Below are 14,210 nucleotides of genomic sequence, written 5' to 3'. Positions count from 1 at the left end.
TTGTTCTGGGTGTGGAAACGCGCAAAAGGACAACCCTATCCCTCTCGGGTAAGGCTGTCCCTGAACGGTTTCCCTATGTAGCTGTTACTAGGCGGAGGTTCGTCCACGAGGGCTCACCGTCTCCTTTAATCATGTATTGGAGATAGTATAGCACAGCCGCGGCCGTTATGCAAGGGTAAACCGCTCCATTCCGCTGTCCGTGCCGCGGGCGGCGCCCCATGGCGACAAAAAAGCCCCTGCCATATGGCAGAGGCTTTCTCGTCCGGGATGTTACACCAGCTGCACGATGGCCATCTCAGCGGCATCGCCGCGGCGGGGGCCGATCTTCACCACGCGGGTGTAGCCGCCGTTGCGGGAGGCGTATTTGGGGCCGATCTCGTCAAACAGCTTCTTGGCCACGTCCTCCTTGGTCAGCCAGGACAGGGCGCGGCGGTAGTTGGCCAGGTTGGCGTTCTTGGCCAGGGTGATCATCTTCTCAGCGATGGGAGCCACTTCCTTGGCGCGGGAGACGGTGGTCTTGATCTGGCCGTTCTCCAGCAGGTAGGTGGTCATGGCGCGCAGCATAGCCACACGCTGGTCGGTGGGCTTGCCCAGTTTCCGATAATGAGACATAACTTGCACACTCCTATGGGAGCCGCCAAGGCGAACTCCGTCAGTCAATTCGTCCGGGGAGGCCTGAGCCTCCGGGGCGGGACGACGCATGCGGCCGGGGCCCGGGAGGGGACGTTACGTGCCCCCGGGCTTCCCGCCCCTCTGGCCGTCAGTTTTCCTCGTCGGCCAGGTGCAGGCCCATCATGGCCAGCTTGTTGATGACCTCTTCCAGGCTCTTGCGGCCCAGGTTGCGCACCTTCATCATCTCGTCCTCGGTCTTGGAGATCAGATCCTCCACCGTGTTGATGTTGGCACGCTTGAGGCAGTTGAAGGAGCGGACAGACAGATCCAGCTCCTCGATGGTCAGCTCCAGCACCTTGTCCCGCTGGGTCTCCGCCTTCTCCACCACCGTGGACTTGGAGCCCATGGTCTCAGAGAGGTCGGTGAAGAGGACGAAGTGGTCGCAGAGGATGCGGGCGCCCAGGCTGACCGCGTCCCGGGCGGTGATGGTGCCGTTTGTCCACACCTCCAGGGTCAGCTTGTCGTAGTCGGTCGCATCGCCCACACGGGTGTTCTCCACCGTGTAGTTGACCTTCCGCACCGGCGTGTAGATGGAGTCCACCGGGATCAGGCCGATGATGGTCTGAGCCGGCTTGTTCCGGTCGGCGGGGACATAGCCCCGGCCGTGGGACAGGGTCAGCTCCATGTTCAGGCTGGCGTCAGGGCCCAGGGTGGCGATGTGCAGCTCCGGGTTGAGGATCTCCACCTCGCCGTCGGCCTTGATGTCGCCGGCAGTGACCTCGCACTCGCCGGAGGCCTCAATATAGACCGTTTTGACTCCCTCACAGTGGAGCTTGGCAATGATGCTCTTTACGTTGAGGACGATCTCGGTCACGTCCTCCTTCACGCCGGGAATGGTGGAGAATTCGTGCTGCACACCGGCGATCTTGATAGAGGTGACCGCCGTGCCGGGCAGAGAGGAGAGCAGGATGCGGCGCAGGGAGTTGCCCAGGGTTGTGCCGTACCCGCGCTCCAGGGGCTCCACCACATACTTGCCGTAGGAACCGTCGCCGGGATTCTCCACACATTCGATGCGGGGCTTCTCGATTTCTACCATGTGTTACCCTCCTTTTTGCGGCCGCGGGCCTCTGCCCGCGGCCTGATACAGCTCACCAATAATCGAGGGTACAAGCAGCATTACTTGGAGTACAGCTCGACGATCAGGTGCTCCTCGACAGGCAGGTCGATGTCCTCGCGAGTGGGCATCTGCAGCACAGTGCCCTTGAGCGCGTTCTTGTCCCGCTCCAGCCACTTGGGAACCAGAACGGTGGGGGCGTCCTCGCCGGTCAGGCGCTTGAACTTGGCGGAGGAGCGGCTGGACTCCTTCACCTCGATCACGTCACCCGCCTTGACCAGGTAGGAGGGGATGTCCACCCGCTGGCCGTTGACGGTGAAGTGGCCGTGGCCCACCAGCTGACGGGCCTCACGGCGGGTCATGGCGAAGCCCAGGCGGTACGCCACGTTGTCCAGGCGGCGCTCCACCAGAACCAGCAGGTTCTCGCCGGTCTTGCCGGGCATGCGGGCGGCCTTCTCATAGTAGGAGCGGAACTGCTTCTCCATGATGCCGTAGACGAACTTGACCTTCTGCTTCTCGGTCAGCTGGAGGGCGTACTCGCTCTTCTTCTTCCGCATCTGGCCGCCGGGGTTGCGGTTGGACTCCTGCTTGCTCTTCCCGGCGTAGCCCATGGCGGCGGGAGAAATGCCCAGCGCGCGGCAGCGCTTCACGATAGGCTGCATATTCTTAGCCATTTGATCTTCCTCCTTCTCTTACACGCGGCGGCGCTTCGGCGGACGGCAGCCGTTGTGGGGGATGGGGGTCACGTCCTTGATCAGGGTGACCTCCAGGCCCACGGCCTGCAGGGCGCGGATGGCGGCCTCACGGCCGGCGCCGGGGCCCTTCACGTACACCTCCACGGTCTTCAGGCCGTGCTCCATGGCCGCCTTGGCGGCGGTCTCGGCGGCGGTCTGCGCGGCGAAGGGGGTGCTCTTACGGGAACCGCGGAAGCCCAGGCCGCCGGAGGAGGCCCAGGACAGGGCGTTGCCGCCCATGTCGGTCACGGTAACCATGGTGTTGTTGAAGGAGGAGCGGATGTGCACCTGGCCCTTCTCAACGTTCTTGCGCTCGCGGCGCTTGCGGATAACTTTCTTACCCTTGGTAGCGGTAGCCATGTGTCTCTCCCTCCCTTACTTCTTCTTATTGGCGACGGTGCGCTTGGGGCCCTTGCGGGTGCGCGCGTTGGTCTTGGAGCGCTGACCGCGGACGGGCAGGCCCTTGCGGTGCCGGATGCCCCGGTAGCAGCCGATCTCGGTCAGGCGCTTGATGTCCATCGCCACGTCGCGGCGGAGGTCGCCCTCCACAGTGTAGCTGTGGCCGATGATCTCGCGCAGCTTGGCCTCGTCGGCCTCGGTCAGATCCTTCACGCGGGTGTCGGGGTTGATACCGGCCTCAGCCAGGATCTTGTTGGCGCTGGTGCGCCCGATGCCGTAAATATAGGTCAGGCCGATCTCGACCCGCTTCTCTCTCGGCAAATCAATGCCAGCAATACGTGCCATACTGTTTCAGCACCTCCTGTTAACCTTGTCTCTGCTTGTGCTTGGGATTTTCGCAAATTACCATGACCTTGCCCTTGCGCTTGATGATCTTGCACTTCTCGCACATGGGCTTCACGGACGGTCTAACTTTCATGTCATAAACCTCCTGTCAGCCTGATGGCCCCGGCGCGGCGGAGGCAAGGCCCCGCTGACCCGCACCGGTCGTTGATGGTGCCTCCCGTCCGGGAGGCCGGCGGAATTCCATTCCGCCGCGGTGAATGGCGCGGATTACTTGGATCTCCAGGTAATCCGGCCCCTGGTTACGTCATAAGGAGACATCTGAACCGTCACCTTGTCTCCGGGCAGGATGCGGATGAAGTTCATGCGCAGCTTGCCGGAGATGTGGGCCAGAATGATGTGGCCGTTTCCGATGTCCACATGGAACGTGGTGTTGGGAAGGGACTCGGTCACGACGCCCTCCACTTCGATCATATCGTCCTTTGCCAAAGCGTCATACCCTCCTTAGTTCCTCAGCTCGGAAAGCGGCCAGCGCCCTCCGTATGTCTCGGTTGGATCGGTTGATGCCCGCCTGAAACTCCGCCAGGCGGGGCTGGGGAAGCGTCCCCAGGAGCTGGGTGTGCTTCTCCTTCTTCCGTTTGGGCCGCTCCAGCCTCCGCCGCTTCCCGTCGCACAGCAGCAGGTAGCCGCCGTCTGTGTCCAGGACACAGAACAGCGCCCCCTTGTCGTGTCCGGCCAGGGAGCGGACAATCTGCCCGCAGGCGTCCGCCATACTCAGTCCTCCGCCCAGGTGAGCACTTCCGGCTCACCGTCGGTGATGAGGATGGTGTTCTCGTAGTGGGCGGTGAGGCTGCCGTCGGCGGACACGGTAGTCCAGCCGTCCTTGAGCACCTTGACCCGCCAGTCGCCGGCGCACACCATGGGCTCCACGGCGATGGTCATGCCCGGCTGGAGCCGGGGGCCGTGGCCGGCGGGGCCGAAGTTGGGCACCTCGGGGGCCTCGTGGAGCTTGGCGCCCACACCGTGGCCCACAAAGTCCCGCACCACGGAGCAGCCGTGGGACTCCACGTACTGCTGCACGGCGTGGGAGATGTCGAATACCCGGTTGCCGGCGCGGGCCAGGCGTATGCCCTCCCAGAAGCTCTGCTCGGTGACCCGGATGAGCTCCAGGGCCTCCGGGCTCACCTCCCCGCAGGGGAAGGTGGCGGCGCAGTCGCCGTGGAAGCCGTCCAGATAGGCGCCCACGTCCACACTGACGATGTCGCCCTCCTTCAGCTTCCGGGGGCCGGGGATGCCGTGGATGACCTCCTCGTTGATGGAGATGCAGGCCGAGCCCTTGAAGCCGCCGTAGCCCAGGAAAGAGGGCTTCGCCCCGTGGCTCTCGATGAACTTGCGCACGGCGGTGTCGATTTCGTGGGTGGTCACACCGGGCCGCACCAGGGAACCGGCCAGCGCCCGGGCCTGGGCGGTCAGCCGCCCGGCCCGGCGCATGCACTCGATTTCGCGGGGGGATTTGAGAGAGATCATTTCCATCTCGTTCACTTCCCCAGCAGTTCCATGATTTTTGCGTTGGTCTCGTCAATGCCGCCCAGATCGGGCACCCGCTTCAGCACGCCCTTGCCCTCATAGAAGCCCTTGAGCGGCTCGGTCTCGCTGTGGTAGACCTCCAGGCGGTGCTTGACGGTCTCCGGCAGATCGTCCTTGCGCTGCTCCAGCACGCCGCCGCACTTATCGCAGATGTCCTCCTTCTGGGGAGGGGCTGTGACCACGTGGTAGGTGGCGCCGCAGGCGTGGCAGGTGCGCCGGCCGGTGAGCCTGGCCTCGATGACGTCGTCGCTGATCTCCAGAGAGAGGACGGCGTCGAAGTTGATGCCGTGGCGCTCCAGGGCCTCGGCCTGGGCGATGGTGCGGGGCACCCCGTCCAGGATGAAGCCGCCGGCGCAGTCTGGCTGGGCCAGCCGCTCCTGGATGATGCCGATGATGACCTCATCGGGAACCAGCTTGCCCGCATCCATATAGCTCTTGGCCTGCAGGCCGATGGGAGTGCCCTCCTTCACGGCCGCGCGGAGGATGTTGCCGGTGGAGATGGTGGGGATGCCCAGCTTGCGGCTGATGATCTCCGCCTGGGTGCCCTTGCCGGCGCCGGGGGCGCCGAGAAGAATGATTTTCATTCTGATAACCCCTTACTCAAGGAAGCCTTTGTAGTGGCGCATGAGCATCTGGGCCTCCAGGGCCTTGGTGGTCTCCAGGGCAACGCTCACCACGATGATGATGGACGTGCCGCCGATGGCCAGGCCGCTCTGACCCAGGATGGCGCCGGTGACAATGGGGGCGATGGCGATGATGGCCAGGTACAGGGCGCCGAACATGGTGATGCGGTTGAGCACCTTGTGGATGAAGTCGGCGGTGGGCTTGCCGGGACGGAAGCCGGGAATGAAGCCGCCGTTCTTCTTCAGGTTGTTGGCCACCTCAACGGGGTTGAACTGCATCGTGGAGTAGAAGTAGCTGAAGCCGATGATCAGCAGGAAGTACACCACGATATAGATGACGCTGGTGGTGTTGAAGATCTGGAGGAAGGTGTACCAGCCGGTGCCCTCCTGCTGGGCCGCGGGCACGAACATGCCGATGGTGGCGGGCAGGGAGGCGATGGCCTGGGCGAAGATGATGGGCATAACGCCGCTCATGTTCACCTTCAGGGGGATGTGGCTGGACTGACCGCCGTACATCTTGCGGCCCACCACGCGCTTGGCGTACTGGACGGGGATGCGGCGCTCGGAGTTCTGGATGAACACAATCAGAACCACGATGGCCAGCACACCGATGACGATGAGGATGGCACCCCACCAGGGCAGGTTGAACTGGCCGGTGACGCCGTCCATGTTGTTGCGGATGCCGCGGTACATGGTGCTCACCGCGCCGGGCACCCGGGACAGGATGCCGGCGAACAGGATGATGGAGATGCCGTTGCCGATGCCGAACTCGGTGATCTGCTCACCCAGCCACATGACAAAGGCGGAACCGGCGGTGAAGCACAGGATGATGACGATGGCCGCCCACCAGCCGGGCAGGCCGGCGGTATCCAGCATCGGCGTGGTGGCGTCGTAGCTGCGGATGAGGGTGTAGTAACCGAAGCCCTGCAGCAGGCCGATGGCCACGGTGACGTAGCGGGTGATGGCCGCGATCTTCTTCCGGCCCTCCTCGCCGCCCTCTTTCTGGAGGCGCTCCAGAGCGGGGATGGCGACGGTGAGCAGCTGGATGATAATGGAGCTGTTGATATACGGCTGCACGCCCAGGGCGAACACGGCCGCGATGGAGAAGGCGGTGCCGTTCATGGCGCCCAGCAGGGAGAAGATACCGCCCATGCTGTTCATGGTCTGGCTCAGCGCATTACTGTCGATGAAGGGCACGGGCACCACGGAGCCCAGCCGGAACACCAGCAGGGCGAACACCGTGAAGAGGATCTTCTTGCGCAGCTCCGGGATCTTCCACGCGTTTCGGATGGTCTCGATCACTTATACCACCTCGTACTTTCCACCTGCCGCGACGATTTTCTCCTTGGCGGAGGCGGAGAAAGCGGAGGCACGGACAATCAGCTTCTTGGTCAGGGTGCCGTTGCCCAGCACCTTGTAGCCGTACTCACACTTGGAGAGGATGCCCTTCTCCAGCAGGTCGCACACGTTGACCGTGGCGCCGTCCTCGAACTTGTTCAGGGCGGAGACGTTGATGGCCTCCAGGGGCTTTGCAAAGATGTTGTGGAAACCGCGCTTGGGGATGCGGCGGGTCAGGGGCATCTGGCCGCCCTCAAAGCCCACGCGCACGCCGCCGCCGGAACGGGCCCACTGGCCCTTCTGGCCGCGGCCGGCGGTCTTGCCGTTGCCGGAGCCGTGGCCGCGGCCCTTGCGGTAGGCCTTGGGGTTGGAGCCGGCAGCGGGAGAAAGCTCATGCAGATTCATTTCGCGCACCTCCTTACTGTTCCTCGGTGACCTGCAGCAGGTAGCCGATGTGGGCAATCTTGCCGCGGGTCGCCTCGTTGTCGGGCTGCACGGTGGTGTCGCCGATCTTGCGCAGGCCCAGAGCCTCGGCGGTGGCCTTATGCTTGGCGATCCGGCCGTTCAGGCTCTTAACCAGCTTGATGTTCAGATTAGCCATGTTCACGGCCCTCCTTAACCTACGATCTCGCTGACGCTCTTGCCGCGGATGCGGGCGATCTCCTCGGGGCCACGCAGGGACTTCAGGCCCTCAAAGGTGGCGGAGACCACGTTCTGCGGATTGTTGGAGCGCAGGCACTTGGCGCGGATGTCACGGATGCCCACGGCCTCCATGACGGCGCGGACGGGGCCGCCGGCGATGATGCCGGTACCGGGGGCGGCGGGCTTGAGGAGCACGCGGCCGGCGCCGAACTCGCCGATCACCTCGTGGGGGATGGTGGTGCCGGAGCGGGTGATGGTCACCATGTTCTTCTTGGCGTCCTCAATGCCCTTCCGGATGGCCTCGGGAACCTCGGCGGCCTTGCCGGTGCCGAAGCCCACGCGGCCCTTCTCGTCGCCCACGACCATCAGCGCGGCAAACTTCATGACGCGACCGCCCTTGACGGTCTTGGACACGCGGTTGAGGGCAACCAGCTTCTCGGTGAACTCGCTGGGTTCTCTTTCAAATCTAGGCATATCTCGTTTCCTCCTCCCTTAGAACTGCAGGCCGCCCTCGCGGGCGCCCTCGGCCAGGGCCTGCACGCGGCCGTGGTACACGTAGCCGCCGCGGTCAAACACGACGGTCTCGATGCCGGCGGCCTTGGCGCGCTCGGCGACGGTCAGGCCCACCTTCTTGGCGGCCTCACAGTCGGAGCCCTTGCCCTCAAAGCCCTTCTCCAGGGAGGAAGCAGACGCCAGCGTCTTGCCGGTCACGTCGTCGATGACCTGGGCGTAGATGTTGGTGTTGCTGCGGAACACGTTCAGGCGGGGACGCTCGGGCGTGCCGGAAATCTTGCCGCGCACTCTCTTGTGGCGCTTAAGCCGCTGAGCGTTGGTATCGGGTCTGTTGATCATTGTGGCACACCTCCTTATTTCTTCTTGACGCCGGTCTTGCCTTCCTTGCGGCGGATGACCTCGTCGGTGTATTTGATGCCCTTGCCCTTGTAAGGCTCAGGCGGACGCTTCTCTCTGACTTCGGCGGCAAACTGGCCGACCTTCTGCTTGTCGACGCCGCTGATGACGATCTTGTTGGCGCTGGGGCACTCGATGCTGATGCCGTCGGTCTCCTCCACGGTGACCTGGTGGGAATAGCCCAGGTTCATGACCAGCTTGTTGCCCTCCTTGGCCACACGGTAGCCGACGCCGTTGACGTCCAGCTCCTTCTTGAAGCCCTCGGTGACGCCCACGATCATGTTGTGCAGCAGGCTGCGGGTCAGGCCGTGCAGGCTGCGGTTCTCCTTGGCGTCGTTGGGACGGGTCACGTGGATGACCTCGCCCTCCTGGGTGATGGTCATGGCGGGGTGCAGCTGCTGGGTCAGGGTGCCCTTGGGCCCCTTCACGGTAACCAGGTTACCGGCTTCGATCTTCACGTCCACACCGGCGGGGATGGAGATCGGCATTCTTCCGATACGAGACATATTCTACTCTCCCTCCTTACCAGACAAACGCCAGGACTTCACCGCCGACATGGGCCGCGCGGGCGGCCTTGTCGGTCATGACGCCCTTGGACGTGGACACGATGGCAATGCCCAGGCCGCGGAGAACGCGGGGCAGCTCGTCAGCACCGGCATAGACACGCAGGCCGGGCTTGGAGACGCGGCGCAGGCCGGTGATAACCTTCTCCTTGCCGGGGTTGTACTTCAGGGTAACGCGGATAACGCCCTGGGTGCCGTCGTCGATGAGCTGGAAGTTCTTGATATAGCCCTCGTCCAGCAGGATCTGCGCGATGGCCTTCTTCATGTTGGACGCAGGCACGTCCACGGTGTCATGCTTGGCGTTGTTCGCGTTGCGGATGCGGGTGAGCATATCCGCAATGGGATCCGTAATGTGCATGATGTTTACCTCCTGTTAAAATTACCGGCATTGCCGGTGGCAGCGGCAAGGTATCGCAGTTAGGCAGCTGCGACCTGTTGCCGCCGGCGGGGAAATATCGATCCACGATTGCATGCAATCGAAAACCGCACGGGATTGGTGAAAGAAACGTACGCAGGCAAAGAACGGACGCGCAGGCAGTGCTTGTTGCACGGCAAGCGGCCGTTCTGACGCCTGCGGGCGTTTATTTTACCAAGACGCCTTCTTGACGCCGGGGATCTGGCCCTTATAAGCCAGCTCGCGGAAGCAGATACGGCAGATGCCGTAGTCCCGCAGGTAGGCGTGGGGGCGGCCGCAGATCTTGCAGCGGTTGTAGCGGCGGGTGGAGAACTTGGGCTCCGCCTGCTGCTTCAGAATCATAGACTTCTTAGCCATTTCGTTCTCCTCCTTAGCGGGCGAAGGGAGCGCCGATCAGGGACAGGAGCTCCTTGGCCTCTTCGTCGGTGTGGGCGGTGGTGCAGATGACCACGTCCAGGCCGCGGATCTTGTCGATCTTGTCGTACTCGATCTCCGGGAAGATCAGCTGCTCCTTGATGCCCAGGGCGTAGTTGCCGCGGCCGTCAAAGGAGTTGGGGTTGATGCCGCGGAAGTCGCGCACGCGGGGCAGGGCCACGTTGAACAGGCGGTCCAGGAACTCCCACATACGGTCGGCGCGCAGGGTGACCTTGGCGCCGATGGGCATACCCTCACGCAGCTTGAAGTTGGCCACGGACTTCTTGGCCTTGGTGATGATGGCCTTCTGGCCGGTGATCTTGGTCAGATCGCCCACCACGGCCTCCAGCACCTTGGAGTTGTCGCGGGCCTCGCCGCAGCCGCAGTTGACCACGATCTTGTCGATCTTGGGGATCTGCATGGTGCTCTTGTAGCCGAACTTCTGCATCAGAGCAGGAGCGACCTCGGCCTGGTACTTCGCCTTCAGGTTGGGCACTTTCTTATCAGCCATTGTTGTTCACTCCTCCTCTCTCAGATCTCGGCGCCGCACTTCTTGCAGATGCGAACCTTCTTGCCGTCGGCCTGCACCTTGTGGGCGGCGCGGGTGGGCTTGCCGCACTTGGGGCACACGCGCTGCACCTTGCAGGCGTAGATGGGGGCCTCCTTCTTCAGGATGCCGCCCTGGTCGCCCTGCTTGCGGGGCTTGGTGTGGCGGGAGACCACGTTGATCTTCTCCACGACCACCTTGCCCTCCTTGGGCATAACCTCCAGGATCTTGCCCTGCTTGCCCTTGTCCTTGCCGGACAGGACGACGACCATGTCGTCCTTGCGAATGCTCATCTTCTTCATGTTATCTCCTACCCCCTTACAGCACTTCGGGAGCCAGGGACAGGATCTTCATGTAATCCTTGTCGCGCAGCTCGCGGGCCACGGGCCCAAAGATACGGGTACCGCGGGGATTCTTGTCGTCCTTGATCAGAACGGCGGCGTTCTCGTCAAAGCGGACATAGCTGCCGTCGGAGCGGCGCACGCCCTTGACGGAGCGGACGATGACGGCCTTGACCACCTCGCCCTTCTTCACCGTGCCGCCGGGCTGGGCCTTGCGGACGGAGGCGACGATCACATCGCCGATGTTGCCGAACTTGCGGCTGGAGCCGCCCAGCACGCGGATGGTCTTGATCTCCTTGGCGCCGGTGTTGTCGGCCACCTTCAGATAGGTCTCCTGCTGAATCATACCGACACCTCCTTACTTCGCCTTCTCGATGATCTCGACGACGCGCCAGCGCTTGTCCTTGGACAGGGGCCGGGTCTCCATGACCCGCACGCGGTCGCCGATGCCACACTCGTTCTTCTCGTCGTGCGCCTTCAGCTTGTAGGTGCTCTTGACGATCTTCTTGTACAGGGGGTGGGCCACACGGTCGGCAATGGCCACCACCACAGTCTTGTCCATCTTATCGGAAACCACCAGGCCGACTCTGGTCTTGCGGGAAGAAGTTCTGTTCTCCATGTTCTAGCTCCTCCTTCTTATCGGCCTGCGAGCTGCTGCTCGCGGATGATGGTCTTGACCCGGGCGATGTCCTTCTTGACCTCGGCGATCTTCACCGGGTTATCCAGCTGATTGGTGGCGTGCTGAAGACGCAGCTGGAAGAGATCCTTCTTCAGGTCGCCCAGCTTGGTCTCCAGCTCGGCGGCGCTCATCTTACGGATTTCAGTAGCCTTCATCTTCATTCACCACCATTCTCGCTCTCGGCGGTCTGCTTCGCCACAATCTTGCACTTGACAGGCAGCTTGTGGGAGGCCAGACGCAGGGCCTCGCGGGCGATCTCCTCGGAGACGCCGGCGATCTCGAACATAACACGGCCGGGCTTGACCACGGCCACCCAGTACTCGGGGGAGCCCTTACCGGAACCCATTCGGGTCTCAGCGGGCTTCTCGGTGACGGGCTTGTCGGGGAAGATCTTGATCCAGACCTTGCCGCCGCGCTTGGTGTAGCGGGTCATGGCGATACGGGCGGCCTCGATCTGGTTGCTGGTGATCCAGCTGGGCTCGGTGGCCTGCAGGCCAAACTCACCGTAGGTCACGGTGTTGCCCTTCAGGGCCTTGCCCTTCATGCGACCGCGGTGAACGCGGCGGTATTTCACTCTCTTAGGCAGCAGCATTAGTTGGCGCCTCCTTCCTTGGGAGCAGCGGGACGGGCGCCGCCCTGAGGACGGTTCGCGCCGCCCTGGGGACGGTTGTTGTTGAAGCCGCCCTGGGGCCGGCCGCCGTTGCGGTTGAAGCCGCCGCCATTGCGGTTGAAGCCGCCTCTGCGGTCGCCGTCGCGGCGGTCGCGGCGGGGACGCTCAGAGCGCTCCTTGAAGTTCTTGGTGTCGATGGTGCGGGGAGTGGTGCGCAGGGTCTGAGTCAGCACCTCGCCCTTGTAGATCCACACCTTCACGCCGATGCGGCCGTAGGTGGTGGCGGCCTCAGCGAAGCCGTAGTCGATGTCGGCACGCAGGGTCTGCAGGGGGATGGTGCCGTCGTGATAGTGCTCGGTGCGGGCGATCTCGGCGCCGCCCAGACGGCCGGACACCTGGGTCTTGATACCGCGGGCGCCCATGCGCATGGCGCGGCCCATGGCGTTCTTCATGGCCCGGCGGAAGCCGATGCGCTTCTCCAGCTGCTGGGCGATGTTCTCGGCCACCAGCTGAGCGTTGGTGTCCACCTGCTTGACCTCCACGATGTTGAGGGCCACAGGCTTGCCGATCATCTTCTCCACGGTCTGGCGGTACTGCTCAATCTGCTCGCCGCCCTTGCCGATGACCACGCCGGGGCGGGCGCAGTGCAGGTAGATGCGCACCTTGGCGTTGTCGCGCTCAATCTCGATCTTGGGGATACCGGCGGAATACAGGGTCTTCTTCAGGTAGTCCCGGATCTTCTTGTCCTCCACCAGCAGGTCGCCCACCTTCTCATTGCGGGCGTACCAGCGGGAGTCCCAGTCCTTAATGACACCCACGCGCAGGCCGTGGGGATTCACTTTCTGTCCCATATTCTTCCTCCTCCCTTAGCGCTCGGCCACCGCGATGGTGATGTGAGAAGTGCGCTTGTTGATCCGATAGGCGCGGCCCTGGGCCCGGGGCATCATCCGCTTCAGGATGGGGCCGGGGGTGGCGAACACCTGGGAGACATACAGCTTCTCGGGATCCATCTGGTGGTTGTTCTCCGCGTTGGCGGCGGCGCTCTTGAGGAGCTTCAGCAGCAGCTCAGAGGCGGCCTTGGGGGTGCCCATGAGGATGGCGGTGGCCTGGGCCACGCTCTTGCCGCGGATCAGGTCGCAGACGATCTGCACCTTACGGGGAGAGATACGGGCATATCTCAGATGTGCTTTGGCTTCCATGTTCTCTCCTCCTCCTTACTTACCAGTCTTGCTGCCGGCGTGGCCGCGGAAGGTGCGGGTGGGGGCGAACTCGCCCAGCTTGTGGCCCACCATGTCCTCGGTCACGTAGACGGGCACGTGCTTGCGGCCGTCGTGCACGGCAAAGGTGTGACCGACAAAGGAGGGGAAGATGGTGGAGGCGCGGCTCCAGGTCTTCAGCACCTTCTTCTCGCCGGTCTGATTCATTTCATCGACCCGCTTCAGCAGCTCGGGAGCGCAAAAGGGGCCCTTCTTGATACTTCTGCTCATCTATGACTGCCTCCCTTACTTCGCGTTGCGGTGCTTGACGATGAACTTCTCGGTGCGGTTCTTCAGCTTGCGGGTCTTGTAACCCATGGCAGGCTTGCCCCAGGGGGTCACAGGGCCGGGACGGCCCACCGGGCTCTTGCCCTCGCCGCCGCCGTGGGGGTGGTCATTGGGGTTCATGACGGAGCCGCGGACGGTGGGACGCCAGCCCATGTGGCGCTTGCGGCCGGCCTTGCCGATCTGGATGTTGGACCAGTCGGTGTTGCCCACCTGGCCGATGGTGGCCTTGCACTCCTCGCGGACATAGCGAACCTCGCCGGAGGGCAGGCGAACCTGAGCCATGCCGTTCTCCTTGGCCATCAGCTGAGCGGCCTCGCCGGCGGCGCGCACCAGCTGGGCGCCCTTGCCGGGGTAGAGCTCGATGCAGTGGATCAGCTCGCCCACGGGGATGTTGGCGATGGGCAGGCAGTTGCCGGGCAGGATGTCGGCGTCGGGGCCGGTCATGATCTTGTGGCCGGCCTTCAGGTTCACGGGGGCCAGGATATAGCGCTTCTCGCCGTCCTCGTACTGGATCAGGGCGATGTTGGCGGAGCGGTTGGGATCGTACTGCAGGTTGATGACGGTAGCGGTGCCGTTCTTGTCCCGCTTGAAGTCGATGATGCGGTACTTCTTCTTGTTGCCGCCGCCGCGGTGGCGGACGGTGATGCGGCCGTAGCTGTTGCGGCCGGCGTTCTTCTTCAGGTTCTCGGTCAGGCTGCGCTCGGGCTTGGCCTTCTTGTCAATCCCCTCGAAGGCGGACACGGTCATGTGACGGCGGGAGGGGGTTGTGGGCTTATAGGTTTTAATCGCCATTTTCT

At 63.4% G+C, this 14,210-nt stretch carries 28 protein-coding genes; all 28 read right to left on the bottom strand.

The genetic code is table 11. The features are described 5' to 3' along the window. Positions 1-270: 270 nt before the first annotated feature. Positions 271-612, bottom strand: coding sequence for a 50S ribosomal protein L17 (gene rplQ, locus B5E42_RS14795; protein WP_087241008.1), 342 nt, complete (start codon positions 610-612; stop codon positions 271-273). Between the two features lie 148 nt (positions 613-760). Then, positions 761-1,708 (bottom strand): DNA-directed RNA polymerase subunit alpha, encoded by a 948-nt coding sequence (locus B5E42_RS14790; RefSeq protein WP_087241005.1) that lies wholly within the window; start codon positions 1,706-1,708, stop codon positions 761-763. An 80-nt stretch (positions 1,709-1,788) separates the two neighbouring features. Then, positions 1,789-2,400, bottom strand: a complete 612-nt coding sequence (rpsD, locus tag B5E42_RS14785; RefSeq protein ID WP_087241003.1) for a 30S ribosomal protein S4 — start codon at positions 2,398-2,400, stop codon at positions 1,789-1,791. A gap of 18 nt (positions 2,401-2,418) precedes the next feature. Beyond that, positions 2,419-2,820, bottom strand: a complete 402-nt coding sequence (gene rpsK / locus B5E42_RS14780) for a 30S ribosomal protein S11 (RefSeq protein WP_007494608.1) — start codon at positions 2,818-2,820, stop codon at positions 2,419-2,421. A gap of 15 nt (positions 2,821-2,835) precedes the next feature. Continuing rightward, positions 2,836-3,204: a 30S ribosomal protein S13 gene (rpsM, locus tag B5E42_RS14775; RefSeq protein WP_087241001.1), complete on the bottom strand. Its 369-nt coding sequence runs from the start codon at positions 3,202-3,204 to the stop codon at positions 2,836-2,838. 19 nt (positions 3,205-3,223) lie between these two features. Beyond that, a complete protein-coding gene (gene rpmJ / locus B5E42_RS14770) occupies positions 3,224-3,337 on the bottom strand; it encodes a 50S ribosomal protein L36 (RefSeq protein WP_006573428.1) in 114 nt (37 codons plus the stop codon). 134 nt (positions 3,338-3,471) lie between these two features. Beyond that, positions 3,472-3,690, bottom strand: coding sequence for a translation initiation factor IF-1 (gene infA / locus B5E42_RS14765; RefSeq protein ID WP_009258089.1), 219 nt, complete (start codon positions 3,688-3,690; stop codon positions 3,472-3,474). A gap of 4 nt (positions 3,691-3,694) precedes the next feature. Continuing rightward, positions 3,695-3,973, bottom strand: coding sequence for a KOW domain-containing RNA-binding protein (locus B5E42_RS14760; protein WP_087240999.1), 279 nt, complete (start codon positions 3,971-3,973; stop codon positions 3,695-3,697). 2 nt (positions 3,974-3,975) lie between these two features. Beyond that, positions 3,976-4,728 (bottom strand): type I methionyl aminopeptidase, encoded by a 753-nt coding sequence (gene map, locus B5E42_RS14755; RefSeq protein WP_087241156.1) that lies wholly within the window; start codon positions 4,726-4,728, stop codon positions 3,976-3,978. A gap of 11 nt (positions 4,729-4,739) precedes the next feature. Further along, a complete protein-coding gene (locus tag B5E42_RS14750; RefSeq protein ID WP_087240997.1) occupies positions 4,740-5,372 on the bottom strand; it encodes an adenylate kinase in 633 nt (210 codons plus the stop codon). Positions 5,373-5,384: 12 nt separating this feature from the next. Next, positions 5,385-6,713, bottom strand: a complete 1,329-nt coding sequence (gene secY / locus B5E42_RS14745) for a preprotein translocase subunit SecY (protein WP_087240995.1) — start codon at positions 6,711-6,713, stop codon at positions 5,385-5,387. After that, the gene (gene rplO, locus B5E42_RS14740) at positions 6,714-7,154 is read right to left on the bottom strand and encodes a 50S ribosomal protein L15 (RefSeq protein ID WP_087240993.1); all 441 of its coding nucleotides are present in this window, start codon (positions 7,152-7,154) and stop codon (positions 6,714-6,716) included. It lies immediately after the preceding gene. Between the two features lie 13 nt (positions 7,155-7,167). Beyond that, the gene (gene rpmD / locus B5E42_RS14735; protein ID WP_087240991.1) at positions 7,168-7,350 is read right to left on the bottom strand and encodes a 50S ribosomal protein L30; all 183 of its coding nucleotides are present in this window, start codon (positions 7,348-7,350) and stop codon (positions 7,168-7,170) included. 14 nt (positions 7,351-7,364) lie between these two features. Beyond that, the gene (rpsE, locus tag B5E42_RS14730; protein WP_087240989.1) at positions 7,365-7,865 is read right to left on the bottom strand and encodes a 30S ribosomal protein S5; all 501 of its coding nucleotides are present in this window, start codon (positions 7,863-7,865) and stop codon (positions 7,365-7,367) included. 18 nt (positions 7,866-7,883) lie between these two features. After that, positions 7,884-8,243: a 50S ribosomal protein L18 gene (gene rplR, locus B5E42_RS14725; RefSeq protein ID WP_087240987.1), complete on the bottom strand. Its 360-nt coding sequence runs from the start codon at positions 8,241-8,243 to the stop codon at positions 7,884-7,886. A gap of 14 nt (positions 8,244-8,257) precedes the next feature. Next, positions 8,258-8,806 (bottom strand): 50S ribosomal protein L6, encoded by a 549-nt coding sequence (gene rplF, locus B5E42_RS14720; protein ID WP_087240985.1) that lies wholly within the window; start codon positions 8,804-8,806, stop codon positions 8,258-8,260. A gap of 16 nt (positions 8,807-8,822) precedes the next feature. After that, positions 8,823-9,221, bottom strand: a complete 399-nt coding sequence (gene rpsH / locus B5E42_RS14715) for a 30S ribosomal protein S8 (RefSeq protein WP_087240983.1) — start codon at positions 9,219-9,221, stop codon at positions 8,823-8,825. A gap of 228 nt (positions 9,222-9,449) precedes the next feature. Next, the gene (locus B5E42_RS14710) at positions 9,450-9,635 is read right to left on the bottom strand and encodes a type Z 30S ribosomal protein S14 (RefSeq protein ID WP_006573415.1); all 186 of its coding nucleotides are present in this window, start codon (positions 9,633-9,635) and stop codon (positions 9,450-9,452) included. A gap of 13 nt (positions 9,636-9,648) precedes the next feature. Next, positions 9,649-10,203, bottom strand: a complete 555-nt coding sequence (gene rplE, locus B5E42_RS14705; protein ID WP_087240981.1) for a 50S ribosomal protein L5 — start codon at positions 10,201-10,203, stop codon at positions 9,649-9,651. Positions 10,204-10,223: 20 nt separating this feature from the next. After that, positions 10,224-10,541, bottom strand: coding sequence for a 50S ribosomal protein L24 (gene rplX, locus B5E42_RS14700; protein WP_087240979.1), 318 nt, complete (start codon positions 10,539-10,541; stop codon positions 10,224-10,226). 16 nt (positions 10,542-10,557) lie between these two features. Next, positions 10,558-10,926 carry a 50S ribosomal protein L14 gene (gene rplN, locus B5E42_RS14695; protein ID WP_087240977.1) on the bottom strand — a complete coding sequence of 123 codons (369 nt, stop codon included), beginning with the start codon at positions 10,924-10,926 and terminating at the stop codon, positions 10,558-10,560. A 12-nt stretch (positions 10,927-10,938) separates the two neighbouring features. Beyond that, positions 10,939-11,199, bottom strand: coding sequence for a 30S ribosomal protein S17 (rpsQ, locus tag B5E42_RS14690; protein WP_007494646.1), 261 nt, complete (start codon positions 11,197-11,199; stop codon positions 10,939-10,941). A gap of 17 nt (positions 11,200-11,216) precedes the next feature. After that, positions 11,217-11,414: a 50S ribosomal protein L29 gene (rpmC, locus tag B5E42_RS14685; protein ID WP_191380284.1), complete on the bottom strand. Its 198-nt coding sequence runs from the start codon at positions 11,412-11,414 to the stop codon at positions 11,217-11,219. Between the two features lie 2 nt (positions 11,415-11,416). Next, a complete protein-coding gene (rplP, locus tag B5E42_RS14680) occupies positions 11,417-11,851 on the bottom strand; it encodes a 50S ribosomal protein L16 (RefSeq protein ID WP_087240973.1) in 435 nt (144 codons plus the stop codon). Beyond that, a complete protein-coding gene (gene rpsC / locus B5E42_RS14675; protein ID WP_087240971.1) occupies positions 11,851-12,720 on the bottom strand; it encodes a 30S ribosomal protein S3 in 870 nt (289 codons plus the stop codon). The genes rplP and rpsC overlap by 1 nt, the downstream gene beginning before the upstream one ends. Positions 12,721-12,735: 15 nt before the next feature. Then, the gene (gene rplV, locus B5E42_RS14670; protein WP_087240969.1) at positions 12,736-13,068 is read right to left on the bottom strand and encodes a 50S ribosomal protein L22; all 333 of its coding nucleotides are present in this window, start codon (positions 13,066-13,068) and stop codon (positions 12,736-12,738) included. A 15-nt stretch (positions 13,069-13,083) separates the two neighbouring features. Next, positions 13,084-13,356 carry a 30S ribosomal protein S19 gene (rpsS, locus tag B5E42_RS14665; RefSeq protein ID WP_007494656.1) on the bottom strand — a complete coding sequence of 91 codons (273 nt, stop codon included), beginning with the start codon at positions 13,354-13,356 and terminating at the stop codon, positions 13,084-13,086. Positions 13,357-13,371: 15 nt separating this feature from the next. Next, positions 13,372-14,205, bottom strand: a complete 834-nt coding sequence (rplB, locus tag B5E42_RS14660) for a 50S ribosomal protein L2 (RefSeq protein WP_087240967.1) — start codon at positions 14,203-14,205, stop codon at positions 13,372-13,374. Positions 14,206-14,210: the final 5 nt, after the last annotated feature.

Source organism: Flavonifractor sp. An10 (assembly GCF_002161215.1).
GTDB lineage: Bacteria > Bacillota > Clostridia > Oscillospirales > Oscillospiraceae > Flavonifractor > Flavonifractor avistercoris.
The sequence above is the reverse complement of the archived record's forward strand: the minus strand, read 5'-3'. Positions and strand labels throughout refer to the sequence as shown.